The sequence below is a fragment of the Actinomadura kijaniata NBRC 14229 genome, assembly GCF_001552175.1.
GTDB classification, from domain to species: Bacteria; Actinomycetota; Actinomycetes; order Streptosporangiales; family Streptosporangiaceae; genus Spirillospora; species Spirillospora kijaniata.
In genome coordinates this window covers 14214-27642 of record NZ_BCQR01000161.1, presented here as the reverse complement: position 1 = coordinate 27642, position 13429 = coordinate 14214, and the positions used below count along the sequence as shown (strand labels likewise).

The 13429-nt window shown below is 72.1% G+C and carries 10 protein-coding genes; all 10 read left to right on the top strand.

Annotation, left to right across the window (positions count from 1 at the left end):
• A partial coding sequence (locus AKI01S_RS52065) for a hypothetical protein (RefSeq protein ID WP_218009981.1) occupies positions 1 to 482 on the top strand: 482 nt, incomplete at its 5' end.
• Positions 483 to 591: 109 nt separating this feature from the next.
• On the top strand, positions 592 to 1002 hold the full coding sequence (ndk, locus tag AKI01S_RS38210; protein ID WP_067829538.1) for a nucleoside-diphosphate kinase: 411 nt from the start codon (positions 592 to 594) through the stop codon (positions 1000 to 1002).
• A gap of 202 nt (positions 1003 to 1204) precedes the next feature.
• The gene (locus AKI01S_RS38205; RefSeq protein WP_067829535.1) at positions 1205 to 2239 is read left to right on the top strand and encodes a rod shape-determining protein; all 1035 of its coding nucleotides are present in this window, start codon (positions 1205 to 1207) and stop codon (positions 2237 to 2239) included.
• 40 nt (positions 2240 to 2279) lie between these two features.
• On the top strand, positions 2280 to 3287 hold the full coding sequence (gene mreC / locus AKI01S_RS38200; protein WP_067829532.1) for a rod shape-determining protein MreC: 1008 nt from the start codon (positions 2280 to 2282) through the stop codon (positions 3285 to 3287).
• Positions 3288 to 3292: 5 nt separating this feature from the next.
• On the top strand, positions 3293 to 3886 hold the full coding sequence (gene mreD, locus AKI01S_RS38195) for a rod shape-determining protein MreD (RefSeq protein WP_067829530.1): 594 nt from the start codon (positions 3293 to 3295) through the stop codon (positions 3884 to 3886).
• Positions 3883 to 5958 (top strand): penicillin-binding protein 2, encoded by a 2076-nt coding sequence (gene mrdA / locus AKI01S_RS38190; protein WP_067829527.1) that lies wholly within the window; start codon positions 3883 to 3885, stop codon positions 5956 to 5958. Before mreD ends, mrdA begins: the two co-directional genes overlap by 4 nt.
• On the top strand, positions 5958 to 7139 hold the full coding sequence (gene rodA, locus AKI01S_RS38185) for a rod shape-determining protein RodA (RefSeq protein WP_067829525.1): 1182 nt from the start codon (positions 5958 to 5960) through the stop codon (positions 7137 to 7139). Before mrdA ends, rodA begins: the two co-directional genes overlap by 1 nt.
• Positions 7140 to 7198: 59 nt before the next feature.
• On the top strand, positions 7199 to 9121 hold the full coding sequence (locus tag AKI01S_RS38180; RefSeq protein WP_067829522.1) for a TIGR03960 family B12-binding radical SAM protein: 1923 nt from the start codon (positions 7199 to 7201) through the stop codon (positions 9119 to 9121).
• 310 nt (positions 9122 to 9431) lie between these two features.
• A complete protein-coding gene (locus AKI01S_RS38175; RefSeq protein WP_067829519.1) occupies positions 9432 to 10271 on the top strand; it encodes a TIGR03936 family radical SAM-associated protein in 840 nt (279 codons plus the stop codon).
• Positions 10272 to 10480: 209 nt separating this feature from the next.
• Positions 10481 to 13333 (top strand): Rne/Rng family ribonuclease, encoded by a 2853-nt coding sequence (locus AKI01S_RS38170; RefSeq protein ID WP_067829516.1) that lies wholly within the window; start codon positions 10481 to 10483, stop codon positions 13331 to 13333.
• The last annotated feature ends 96 nt before the right edge of the window (positions 13334 to 13429 follow it).

Below are 13429 nucleotides of genomic sequence, written 5' to 3'. Positions count from 1 at the left end.
CGCCGTTCGTCGCGGCCGCCCTCGCCGCGCTGCTGGGCGCGCTGCTCACCGTGCGGCTGTCGCGCGCCGCCGCCCGCGCCGCCGTCCTCACCGGCCACGGACTGGTCGTGACCGGCGTGCTGCTGGGCCTGGCCGTCGACGCCACCGGCGCCCCCTGGGCGCTGCTGCTCCCGCTGGTCCCGCTCGGCGCGGGCCTCGGCGCGGCCCTGGCCGCGTCCCTGCGCGACGCGGGCGTCGGGTCGGCCCTGTTCGGCCTGGCCCTGTGCTTCCCGGCCGTGCTGACCGGCCAGCTGCTGGTGCTGTCCCTCCAGGTCGGCCAGCTCGAACGCGTCGCCCCCGCCACCGAGGCCCAGCGCCTGTACGGCCTGCTGGCGGGCTACCGCCTCTGGCTGGTCGTCGCGGGGGTCCTCGTCCTCGTCCTCACCGCCGCGTGGGCACGCGCGGCCCGCGCGGCCCGCGCCGCGAACGTTCCCGACCTTTGAGACGGGTAGGATTCGGCGCGCAGAGGTGCAGGCCGCACGGCGGCCACGCCCCCCGCCGGACGCGGGGCGCGCGTCACCCGTTCCTTCGTTTCCCTGAGGAGAATCACCCGTGTCCGAGCGCACTCTCATCCTGGTCAAGCCCGACGGCGTTCGCCGCGGCGTCGTGGGCGAGGTCATCTCCCGGATCGAGCGCAAGGGCCTGAAGCTCGTGGCGCTGGAGCTGCAGAACCTGGCCCGCGAGACCGCCGAGGCCCACTACGCCGAGCACGCCGACAAGCCGTTCTTCGGCGAGCTGGTGGAGTTCATCACCGGCGGCCCGCTGGTCGCGCTGGTGGCCGAGGGCCCCAACGCCATCAAGGCGTTCCGTCAGCTGGCCGGCGCCACCAACCCGGTCGAGGCCGTCCCCGGCTCGATCCGCGGCGACTTCGCGCTGGAGATCGGCGAGAACATCGTGCACGGCTCCGACTCGCCGGAGTCCGCCGAGCGCGAGATCAAGATCTTCTTCCCCGAACTGGGCTGATCCACGGCGCGCCGGCGGGCGCACCGACAACACGCGGGCCGGACATCTCCGGCCCGCGTGTGTTTTTTAGGAAGAACGGCAGGTCACTGGCCGACATTCGGTTCGATCTTCACCGAGGGATGGCTATGTGAGACCCGTTGGGCACGTTACGATGGGCAAGCCGCTCTGCACGCCCGACAAGCATGAAGGGCTCCCTTTCTTCATGGGTAACAAGCTGTCGTTTCTTGGCCGTGACATGGCGGTCGATCTGGGTACCGCCAACACGCTGGTGTACGTGCGCGGACGCGGCATCGTGCTCAACGAACCCTCCGTCGTCGCGATCAACACCAACACCGGCAAGATCGTCGCGGTGGGCATCGAGGCCAAACGGATGATCGGCCGCACTCCCGGCAACATCGTCGCGGTCCGTCCGCTCAAGGACGGCGTGATCGCCGACTTCGACGTCACCGAGCGCATGCTGCGCTATTTCATCCAGAAGGTGCACAAACGTCGGCACTTCGCCAAACCGCGCATCGTGGTGGCGGTGCCGAGCGGGATCACCGGGGTGGAGCAGCGCGCGGTCAAGGAGGCCGGCTACCAGGCCGGGGCCCGCCGCGTCTACATCATCGAGGAGCCCATGGCCGCCGCGATCGGCGCCGGGCTGCCCGTCTACGAACCCACCGGCAACATGGTCGTCGACATCGGCGGCGGCACCACCGAGGTCGCGATCATCTCCCTCGGCGGCATCGTCACCAGCCAGTCGGTCCGCGTCGGAGGCGACGAGCTGGACCAGGCCGTCATCGCGTTCTCCAAGAAGGAGTACTCCCTGATGCTCGGGGAGCGCACCGCCGAGGAGATCAAGATGGCGATCGGGTCGGCCTATCCCGGCGGCGAGGACGAGCCGCACGCCGAGATCCGCGGCCGCGACCTGGTGTCGGGGCTGCCCAAGACCGTGGTGATCTCCGCCGAGGAGGTGCGCCGCGCCATCGAGGAGCCGGTCAACTCGATCGTCGACGCGGTCAAGACCACCCTGGACAAGTGCCCGCCCGAGCTGTCGGGCGACATCATGGACCGGGGCATCGCCCTGACCGGCGGCGGCGCGCTGCTCAAGCACCTGGACGAGCGGTTGCGCGAGGAGACCGGCATGCCGATCCACCTGGTCGACAACCCGCTCGACTCGGTGGTGCTGGGCACCGGCAAGTGCGTCGAGGACTTCGACTCGCTGCGCCAGGTGCTCGTCCCCGAGTCGCGGCACTGAGCACCCATCCGGATCGCACAGACAACGGGGAGGTCGGCGGGTGAACGACACCCGGCGCAGCCGTGTGGTCCTCGGGGCGCTGCTGGGCGCGGCACTCCTGATGATCACGATTGACTACCGGGGCGGGGCGGACTCGCCGCTGCGCGCGCTGCGCAGCGTGGGCGCGACCGTGTTCGGCCCGGTGGAACGCGCCTCGGCCGCCGTGGTGCGCCCGGTCGGCAACACCTTCGACGCGATCACCGACGCGCCCGACCAGCGCCGCCGCGCCGAACACCTGGCCCGGGAGAACCAGCGGCTGCGCGAGCAGCTGCGCGCCAACCGGCTGAACCAGAGCCGCGCCGACCAGCTGGACCGGCTGCTCGGCACCGCCGGGGTCGGCGGCTACCGGATCCGCGCCGCGCAGGTGATCTCCGCCGGGCAGGGCCTGGAGGACACCGTCACCATCGACATCGGCAGCCGGGACGGCGTCCGCCGCGACATGACGGTGATCGCCGCCGAGGGCCTGGTCGGCCGGGTCACCCGGGTCGGGCCCGCGACCGCGACGGTGCTGCTGGCCACCGACGTGACCTCCACGGTCGGGGCGCGGCTGGAGGACTCCAAGGAGATCGGGATCGTGCAGGGCCGGGGCCGCCGCGGGCTCGGCGGCGGCGGGCAGACCCCGCTGCGGTACCAGCTGCTGGACGCCGACGCCCCGATGCGCGTCGGCCAGCGCCTGGTCACCCTCGGCTCGCAGGGCGAGCGCCCCTACGTCCCGGGCGTACCGATCGGCGTCGTCGAGCGCATCGACCGGCCCGTCGGAGGACTGACCCGCACCGCCTACGTGCGGCCGTTCGCGCGGTTCACCAGCCTGGACGTGGTCGCGGTCGTGGTCGAGCCGCCCAAGAAGGACCCACGGGACTCGGTGTTGCCCCCCTCACCGAAACCCAGCGTCACCCCGTCGGCGAGCCCCAGCGCCCGGCCCGACGACAAGAAAGACGACAAGGACGAGAAAGACGACAAGGACGCCGACCGGAGGAAGCCCTCCGCCCGGCCGTCCACGGGGGACTGAGACACGTGCTGAACGCGCCAGAGCCGTCGCCGACCGGCCGCACCGTGGTGACCGTGCTGGTCGCGGTCGTCGCGCTGATCCTGCAGGTGTCGGTCGCCAACCGGCTGCCGCTTCCCGGCGGCGTCATCCCCGACCTGGTGCTGCTGACGGTGGTGGCGCTGGCCCTGGTCAACGGGTCGATGACCGGGATGGTCGCCGGGTTCTGCGCCGGGCTGGCCGCCGACATCATCCCGCCCGCCGACCACACCATCGGCCGCTACGCCCTGGTCTACTGCCTGATCGGGTACGTGTGCGGGCTGGCGTCGGCGGAGATGAACCGGCAGTCGCTGGTGCCGTTCCTGGCGGTGGCGGTCGGCGCGCTGGCCGGGACCGTGCTGTACGCCGTCACCGGCATGATGCTCGGCGACCCCCGCGCCTCCTGGGCGATCGTGTCGCGGGCGGTGCCGCTCCAGGTCCTCTACGACGTGATCGCCAGCCCGTTCGTGGTGTGGGCGATCCTGCGCGTCCATCGGCGGTACGAACGCGGTGACCGCAAGGACCGCTTCTCGCTCCCGGTGGCCCGCTACCGCGCGATGTCGGGGAGGGGGACCCGCCTGTGAACTCCCGCACCCACTTCCGGCTGCTCGTCCTGTACGTCATGGTCGGGGTGATGCTGCTGGTGCTCATGGGGCGGTTGTGGACGATGCAGGTCCTCGACGGCGCGCACTACCGGCAGGTCGCCGCCGAGAACCGCACCCGCGACATCGTCGTGCCCGCCGTCCGCGGCCTGATCGTCGACGTCAACGGCAAGCCGCTGGTCCGCAACCGCACCGCGCTGGTCGTGTCGGTGGACCGCACGTCCCTGTCCCGTCAGAAGGACCGGGGCCGCGCCGTGCTGGAGCGGCTCGCCCGGACCCTCGGCACCACCCGCGAGGCCCTGGAGCTGAAGACCCGGCTGTGCTCGCCCACGGTGAAGCGCCCCTGCTGGCCCGGCTCGCCCTACCAGCCGATCCCGGTGGACGACCGGGCCGACCCCAAGCGCGCGTTGCAGATCATGGAGCGGCAGGAGGACTTCCCCGGCGTCACCGCGCAGCTCCAGGCGGTGCGCGAGTACCCCGGCCCGGACGGGGCCCGCCCCGTGCAGGCCCTGGGCTACCTCCAGCCGATCACCCAGGAGGAGATGGACCGGCGCAAGGGACTGAAGGTCACCGGCTACAGCGCCGTCGACCTGATCGGCCGCGACGGGCTGGAGGCCATCTACGACGCCGACCTGCGCGGCGAGTCCGGCTACCGGCGCGTCCTGGTCGACAGCCAGGGCCGCGTCACCGGCACCGCCACCGAGAAGGCGCCGGTCTCCGGCGGGACGCTGGTCACCAGCATCGACGCGAAGATCCAGGGAGCCGCCGAGAAGGCCCTGGAGAACGCGATCAAGAAGGCGCGGTCGGGCGGCGAGAAGGCCGACGCGGGCGCGGCGCTGGTGATGGACGTGCAGACCGGCCGGGTCGTGGCGATGGCCAGCTACCCCACCTACGACCCCGCCGTCTGGACCGGCGGGATCTCCCAGGACGAGTACGAGGCGCTGCTGGGCAAGAAGAAGGGCGAGCCGCTGATCTCGCGGGTCACCCAGGGCCAGTACGCGCCCGCCTCCACGTTCAAGATCTCCTCGGTGGCGGCGGCGGTGCGCGACGGCTACGACCTGCACGGCACCTACCCGTGCCCGGGGTCGTTCAAGGTCGGCGCCCGCTCGTTCCGCAACTACGAGGGCCGGGCGCACGGCAGCATGAACCTGCGCCGCGCCCTGGTGGTGTCCTGCGACACGATCTTCTACAAGTTCGCCTACGAGCAGTGGCTGCGCGACGGCGGCATGAAGCCCGGCAAGAACCCCAAGGACCCGATGGTCCGGATGGCCCGCGACTTCGGGTTCGGCAAGCGCACCGGCATCGACGTCCCCGGCGAGGCCGACGGACGCATCCCCGACCGCCAGTGGAAGCGCGACTACTGGAACATCACCAAGAAGTCCGACTGCAAGGCCGCCAAGGAGGGCTACCCCGAGCTGGAGAAGAGCGACCCCTCGCGCGCCGCCTACCTGAAGTCCGTCGCCGCCGAGAACTGCGCCGAGGGCTATGTGTGGCGGGCCGGTGAGGCGGCGAACTTCTCGATCGGGCAGGGCGACGTGCTGGTCACGCCGCTGCAACTGGCCCGCGCCTACGCCGCCGTCGCCAACGGGGGCCGCCTGGTCGTCCCGCGCGTCGCGCAGGCGGTCGTGCGGCCCGACGGCACCGTCGCCCGCCGCATCGACCCGCCCCCGCCGGGGCGCCTGCCGGTGCCGGCCCACGTGCTGAAGTACATCCGGTCCGGCCTGGAGGGCGTGACCAAGGAGGGCACCGCCCGCGGGGTGTTCCAGGACTTCCCGCTGGACAAGGTCCAGATCGCCGGGAAGACCGGCACCGGCGAGGTCTGGGGCAAGGGCGACACCTCCTGGTTCGCCTCCTACGCCCCGGCGAAGAAGCCGCAGTTCGCGGTGGTGGTCATGGTGTCGCAGGGCGGCACCGGCGGCGGCACCGCCGCCCCGGCCGTCCGCGAGATCTACGAGACGATGTACGGCCTGAAGGGCAAACAGCCCGCCCTCAAGGACGGGAAGCTGCCCGCCACCCTGCCGAAGCTCCGCCAGGACAGCGGGAGGAAGCCCTGATGCTCGGCACGGGCGTGGGAACGGTCGAGGGGTACCGGGACCCCAACATCTGGCGGCGGCGCGCGGCCGGGCTGAAGCGGCTGGACTGGACGCTGATCCTGGTCGTGACGGTGCTGTCGGTGCTGGGCGCGCTGCTGGTGCGGTCGGCGACGTTCCAGCTGATGATCGAGCACGGCAAGGACCCCAACAGCTTCCTCAAGCGCCACGTCCTGAACCTGGTGATCGGGTTCGGGCTGGGCGCGCTGGTGACGTTCCTGGACTACCGGCTGCTGCGCGCCTACGCGCCGATCCTGTACGGGCTGGCGTGCGTGGGCCTGGTCGCGGTGCTCACCCCGCTCGGCGAGACGATCAACGGGTCGCACTCGTGGATCGTGATCGGCGGCGGGTTCCAGGTGCAGCCGTCGGAGTTCGCCAAGGTCGGCCTGGTGGTGCTGCTGGCGATGATCCTGGGCGAGCCGCGCGACGGCGAGGTCGGGCCGTCGCCCCGCGACATCCTGCTGTCGCTGGTGCTGGCCGGGGTGCCCGCCGCGCTGATCATGCTGCAGCCGGACCTGGGCACCACGCTGGTGTTCGGGGCGGTGGTGCTGGGCATGCTGGCGATCTCCGGGGTGCGCAAGCGCTGGCTGGTCGGGCTGGTCGGCGGGGGAGTGCTCACGGCGTGCGCGGTGGTCTTCCTCGGGCTGCTGAAGCCGTACCAGATCGCGCGGTTCACGGCGTTCCTGGACCCGTCGGCGGACCCGCGCGGCGCGGGCTACAACGCCATGCAGGCCCGCATCGCCGTGGGTTCGGGCGGGGTGACCGGCAAGGGCCTGTTCCAGGGCGAGCAGACCGGCGGCCACTTCGTCCCCGAGCAGCAGACCGACTTCATCTTCACCGTCGCGGGCGAGGAGCTCGGCTTCGTCGGCGGGGCGGTCATCGTGCTGCTGCTGGGCGTGGCGCTGTGGCGGGGCCTGCGCATCGCGCTCCAGGCCGCCGACACGTTCGGCGTGCTGGTGGCCAGCGGGGTGGTGTGCTGGATGGCGTTCCAGACGTTCGAGAACATCGGCATGACCATCGGCATCATGCCGATCACGGGGCTGCCGCTGCCGTTCGTGTCCTACGGCGGCTCGGCGACCTTCGCCAACATGATCGCGGTGGGGTTGCTCCAGGCCGTGCACCTGCGGCGGCGGACGTTCGACTGACGCCGCGGCGGTACGCTTGAAGGTCTATCCCCCCGTCCACAGCACTGGAGGACACCGTCATGCCTGTCGAGTCGCTCTTCCCACGCCTGGAGCCGCTGCTCCCGAGCGTGCAGAAGCCGATTCAGTACGTCGGCGGCGAGCTGAACTCCCAGGTCAAGGACTGGGACGAGGCGAGGGTCCGGTGGGCGCTGATGTACCCGGACGCCTACGAGGTCGGGCTGCCCAACCAGGGCGTGCAGATCCTCTACGAGATCCTGAACGAGCGGGACGGCGTGCTGGCCGAGCGCACCTACTCGGTGTGGCCGGACATGGAGGCCGTCATGCGGGAGAACGGGATCCCCCAGTTCACCGTGGACGGGCACCGGCCGGTGGCGGCGTTCGACGTGCTGGGCGTGAGCTTCTCGACCGAGCTGGGGTACACGAACCTGCTGACCGCCCTGGACCTGGCCGGGATCCCGCTGCACGCCGCCGACCGCGGCGACGAGCACCCGATCGTGCTGGCGGGCGGGCACGCGGCGTTCAACCCCGAGCCGATCGCCGACTTCCTCGACGCGGCCGTGCTGGGCGACGGCGAGGAGATCGCTCTCGCGGTCACCGACGTGATCCGGGAGTGGAAGGAGGAGGGGCGTCCCGGCGGTCGCGACGAGCTGCTGATGCGCCTGGCGGCCTCCGGCGGCGTGTACGTGCCGAAGTTCTACGACGTGTCCTACCTGCCGGACGGGCGCATCCAGCGCGTCGCGCCGAACCGGCCGGGCGTTCCGTGGCGGGTCGAGAAGCACACCGTCATGGACCTGGACAGCTGGCCCTACCCCAAGAAGCCCCTGGTCCCGCTGGCCGAGACCGTGCACGAGCGGTTCAGCGTGGAGATCTTCCGCGGCTGCACCCGGGGCTGCCGGTTCTGCCAGGCGGGCATGATCACCCGTCCGGTGCGGGAACGCTCGATCACCACGATCGGCGCGATGGTCGACCAGGGCCTGAAGGAGTCCGGCTTCACCGAGGTCGGCCTGCTCAGCCTGTCCTCGGCCGACCACAGCGAGATCGCCGAGGTCGCCAAGGGCCTGGCCGACCGGTACGAGGGCACCAACACCTCCCTGTCGCTGCCCTCGACCCGCGTGGACGCCTTCAACATCACCCTGGCCAACGAGTTCTCCCGCAACGGGCGGCGCTCGGGCCTGACGTTCGCGCCCGAGGGCGGCTCCGAGCGCATGCGCAAGGTGATCAACAAGATGGTGTCGGAGGACGACCTGATCCGCACCGTCACCACCGCCTACGAGAACGGCTGGCGGCAGGTCAAGCTGTACTTCATGTGCGGCCTGCCGACCGAGACCGACGAGGACGTGCTGGAGATCGCCGGGATGGCCCGCCGCGTCATCCAGGCCGGCCGGGAGGCCACCGGCCGCCGGGACATCCGCTGCACCGTGTCGATCGGCGGGTTCGTGCCCAAGCCGCACACCCCGTTCCAGTGGGCCGCGCAGACCGACCACGAGACCGTGGACCGCCGCCTGCGCCTGCTCAAGGACACCCTGCGGCAGGACAAGGAGTACGGCCGCTCCATCGGCCTGCGCTACCACGACGGCCAGCCGTCGGTGATCGAGGGCCTGCTGTCGCGCGGCGACCGCCGCGTCGGCGGGATCATCCGCGCGGTGTGGGAGGACGGCGGCCGCTTCGACGGCTGGTCGGAGCACTTCTCCTACGAACGCTGGCTGCGGTGTGCCGAGAAGGCCCTGGCCGACGAGCCGGTGGACCTGGACTGGTACACCACCCGCGAGCGCGACGAGGTCGAGGTCCTGCCCTGGGACCACCTGGACGCCGGCCTGGACCGCGAGTGGCTGTGGCAGGACTGGCAGGACGCCCTCGACGAGACCGAGGTCGAGGACTGCCGCTGGACCCCCTGCTACGACTGCGGCGTCTGCCCGACCATGGGCACCGAGATCCAGATCGGCCCCACCGGCAAGAAGCTGCTGCCGCTGTCAGTGGTCTGACCTGCGAGAACGCCCGACGCGGCGGTTCGTGCCCTCCGGCGCGGACCGCCGCTTCGCCGTTGAGGGGGCCGCCGCCCGGGACCGTCCGCTCCCGAAGCCGCGCGCCTTCCGGACACGCGGCTGTGATATGTGATCTACATCACGTCATGTTGGAGGGGAGTGGGCGGGGGAAGGGCCTGTTTCCGCCGGTCTGGGACGGCCCGGAGCGCACGGGGGAGTGCGGGCGGTCACGGACGCGTCCAATAGCCGTACTCTATAGAGAGACGTTTTCGACTCGATGCGAGTAGGAAGGACTACTGCCCTGGCTCCCATGCCGGAGGGTCCTGCACCGGCCCCCGTGACCCAGCGCCTGCGAGTTCGCTACGCCAAGCGAGGCAGGCTGCGGTTCACAAGCCACCGCGACATTTCCCGGGCCGTGGAACGCGCCGTACGGCGTGCCGGGATCCCCGTCGCGTTCAGTGCCGGATTCACTCCGCACCCGAAGATCTCGTATACGGGTGCGGCGGCGACCGGGGTGGCCAGCGAGGCCGAATACCTCGAACTCGGGCTCACCGAGCCCCGCGACCCTGCGCGGGTGCGAGACGAGCTCGACGCGGCCCTGCCGGACGGGATCGACATCTGCGATGTCGTGATCGTGCCGCCGGGGTCGGGCAAGCCGAGCGCCCTCGCCGACCGGCTTGAGGCGTCCGAATGGCGGATCAGGCTGGACGGTGTCGCACCCGACGGCGCCGAACGGGCCGTGAACGCCTTCCTGGCCGCCGAGAGCGTCGAGGTGGAACGCCTCACCAAGAAGGGTCGTCGCCGTTTCGACGCGCGCTCGGCCGTGTCCGCCATGGGGCTGGACCGGCGAGCCGTGGAGGCGTCCGATGCCCCTTGTGCGATACTTCGAATGGTTGTGCGGCACACCACACCCGCCGTACGACCCGACGACATCCTCACCGGACTGCGTCAGGTCGCCGACCTCGCGCCGCCGTCACCGCCATTGGTGACCAGGCTGGCGCAGGGGCCCCTGGACCCGGACACCGGTGACCTCGCGGATCCACTGGATCCCGACCGCAACACGCAGCCGGCCGGCGACGACGCCGGGGCGGCGGGCGGTGCTGTGCTCGGAAACCCGGGCGCCGCGAGCGCGGATGCCGTCAGCGCCTGATCGTCGGGCCGAAGCCGTGGCAGCACGGAACCGGCCCTCAGGGGACGGCGGGCGCGCCCCCGACGACTTCGTCGTCGTGCCCGGGCAACGGCCCGGACGCGGCGGCACCGACGATTGACGGAGTGTTCCCGTGCGGCGCACCGCACCGTATCCGCCCCTTCGGCGGAACGGCGCGGTCGCGCCCGGGAACCTGACGGGAGATTGCCCGCATGCTTGAGAACGACGCCGATTCGGCCGCGGCCGAAGGCACCGATACCAGTAACACGCCCACGTCGAGCGGCGCCGCCGCCGGGACGGCGTCCACCGGGGTGACCCGGGTGACCCGCACCCGCAAGCGCGCCGCCAGCCGCCCCGCCGGGCCGCCGCCGGACGTCGAGGACACCCCGGCGGTGATCGCGGTTCCGGTGGAGGAGAAGGACAGGCCCGCCGCGCCGGCCGAGGAGCCGCCCGCCAAGAAGGTCACGCGGACCCGCAAGACCACGGCCAGGAGCCGCAAGCCCGCCGGAGAGCCCGAGCCGGTCGAGGACAAGCCCACCGAGAAGCCCGCCGAGGCGGAGGCCGCCACCGAGAAGCCGACCGAGAAGCCCGCGCGCCGCACGCGCAAGCGCACCGCCGCGCCCGCCGCGGAGAAGGCCGCCGAGGAGGCCCCCGAGGAGCGGGACGCCGCGTCCGCCGTTCCCCCGGCCCCGGCCGTTCCCGCGCCGCCGGTGCCCGTCGTCGCCGACGAGGAGGAGGACGAGGACGAGGAGGCCGCCCCCGGCGTCCCCTCGGTGACCTTCCAGCCGCCGATGGTGGTCTTCCAGCCGCCGCAGCCCACCGCCACCCCTCCCGCCCGTTCCCGCAAGGACGAGGTCAAGGAGGACGAGGAGGGGCCCGAGGACGAGGCCGAGCTCGCCGACGACGCCGAGGACGACGAGTCCGACGACCGTCCCTCGCGCCGTCGCCGCCGTCGCGGCGGCCGCGGCCGGGGACGCACCGGCAAGGAGGGCGGCGAGGACGAGGCCGCCGAGGAGCCGCAGGCCGCCGAGGAGCCCGAGCCCGCGGAGCCCGCCGAGCCCGCCGAGGCCCCCGCCGAGGAGGCGGAGGACGCCGACGGCACCAGCCGCCGACGCCGCCGTCGCCGCCGCCGGACCGGCGGCGCCGACGCCGAGCCCGCCGTGACCCCCGACGACCCGCCGAACACCGTCGTCCACGTGCGCGAGTCCCGCGCCGTCGAGGACGAGGTCCAGGCCGTGCGCGGCTCCACCCGGCTGGAGGCCAAGAAGCAGCGCCGCCGCGAGGGCCGCGAGCAGGGCCGCCGCCGCCCGCCGGTGATCACCGAGGCGGAGTTCCTGGCGCGCCGCGAGGCGGTGGAACGCGTCATGGTCGTCCGCCAGGAGGGCGAGCGCACCCAGATCGCCGTGCTCGAGGACGACGTCCTGGTCGAGCACTACGTCAACCGCGCCACCCAGCAGTCCTACGTCGGCAACGTCTACCTGGGCAAGGTCCAGAACGTCCTGCCGTCGATGGAGGCCGCGTTCGTCGACATCGGCAAGGGCCGCAACGCCGTCCTGTACGCCGGCGAGGTCAACTGGGACGTCGCCGGGCTGGAGGGCCAGCCGCGCCGCATCGAGTCGGCGCTGAAGTCGGGCCAGTCGGTGCTGGTGCAGGTCACCAAGGACCCCCTGGGCCACAAGGGCGCCCGCCTGACCAGCCAGGTCTCGCTGCCCGGCCGCTACCTGGTGTACGTGCCGGACGGCTCGATGACCGGCATCAGCCGCAAGCTGCCCGACAAGGAGCGCAGCCGCCTCAAGCAGATCCTCAAGAAGATCATGCCGGAGAACGCCGGGGTGATCGTCCGGACCGCCGCCGAGGGCGCGACCGAGGAGGAGCTGGCCCGCGACGTGTCGCGGCTGGCCGCGCAGTGGGACAACATCCAGTCCAAGGTCAAGTCCGCGTCCGCGCCGTCGCTGCTGTACGGCGAGCCGGACCTGACCATCCGCGTGGTCCGCGACATCTTCAACGAGGACTTCACCAAGCTGGTCGTCCAGGGCGGCGAGGCGTGGGACACCGTCTCCGAGTACGTCGAGTACGTCGCCCCGCACCTGGCCGACCGGGTCGAGAAGTGGACCGGCGACGGCGACGTGCTGGGCGGGTTCCGCATCGACGAGCAGATCGCCAAGGCCCTGGACCGCAAGGTGTGGCTGCCCTCCGGCGGCTCGCTGGTGATCGACCGCACCGAGGCCATGACGGTCATCGACGTCAACACCGGCAAGTTCACCGGTCAGGGCGGCAACCTGGAGGAGACGGTCACCCGCAACAACCTGGAGGCGGCCGAGGAGATCGTCCGCCAGCTGCGGCTGCGCGACATCGGCGGCATCATCGTCGTCGACTTCATCGACATGGTCCTGGAGAGCAACCGCGACCTGGTGCTGCGCCGCCTGGTGGAGTGCCTGTCGCGGGACCGCACCAAGCACCAGGTCGCCGAGGTCACCTCCCTCGGCCTGGTCCAGATGACCCGCAAGCGGGTCGGGCAGGGCCTGCTGGAGGCATTCTCGGAGACCTGCGAGTGCTGCAACGGCCGCGGTATCCACGTCCAGCTCACCCCGGTCGAGCCCAAGGCCGACAAGTCCGGCCAGGGCAAGGACGGCAGCCGCCGCCGCAAGCGCAAGGGCGAGGTGGAGAAGGCCGTCGAGGAGAAGCTCGCCCAGCAGGAGAAGGGCCGGGAGGGCGCCAGGGCCGAGGAGGCCCCGGCCGAGGAGCCGAAGGCCGAGGACGCCCCGGCCGCCGAGGCCAGGCCCGAGTCCAAGCCCAAGGCCAAGCGGGCCACCCGCGCCAGGAAGGCCAAGGCCGTCGCCGCCGAAGACGAGGGCGCCGAGGCTGTGGTGGAGGCGGCCGACGCCGCCGCCGAGGCCGCCGACGCCGCGCCGGGGACGCTGGAGGCCGACGAGCCGGTTCCCGCCGACCTCAACGGCGAGGCCGCCGAGGAGGCCGCCACCGCGGGCAACGGCCGTCGCCGCCGCACCCGCCGCACCGTCAAGAAGGCCGAGACCGAGGCTCCCGCCGACGTCGCGGCCGAGTAAAGGCTCCGGAACGGCCGGGTCCGGGCGCGGTTCGCGTTCGGGTCCGGCCATCCGGTAACCTTGGAGGTCGGCGCGCCGTGAGCGCGTTGTCTCGAC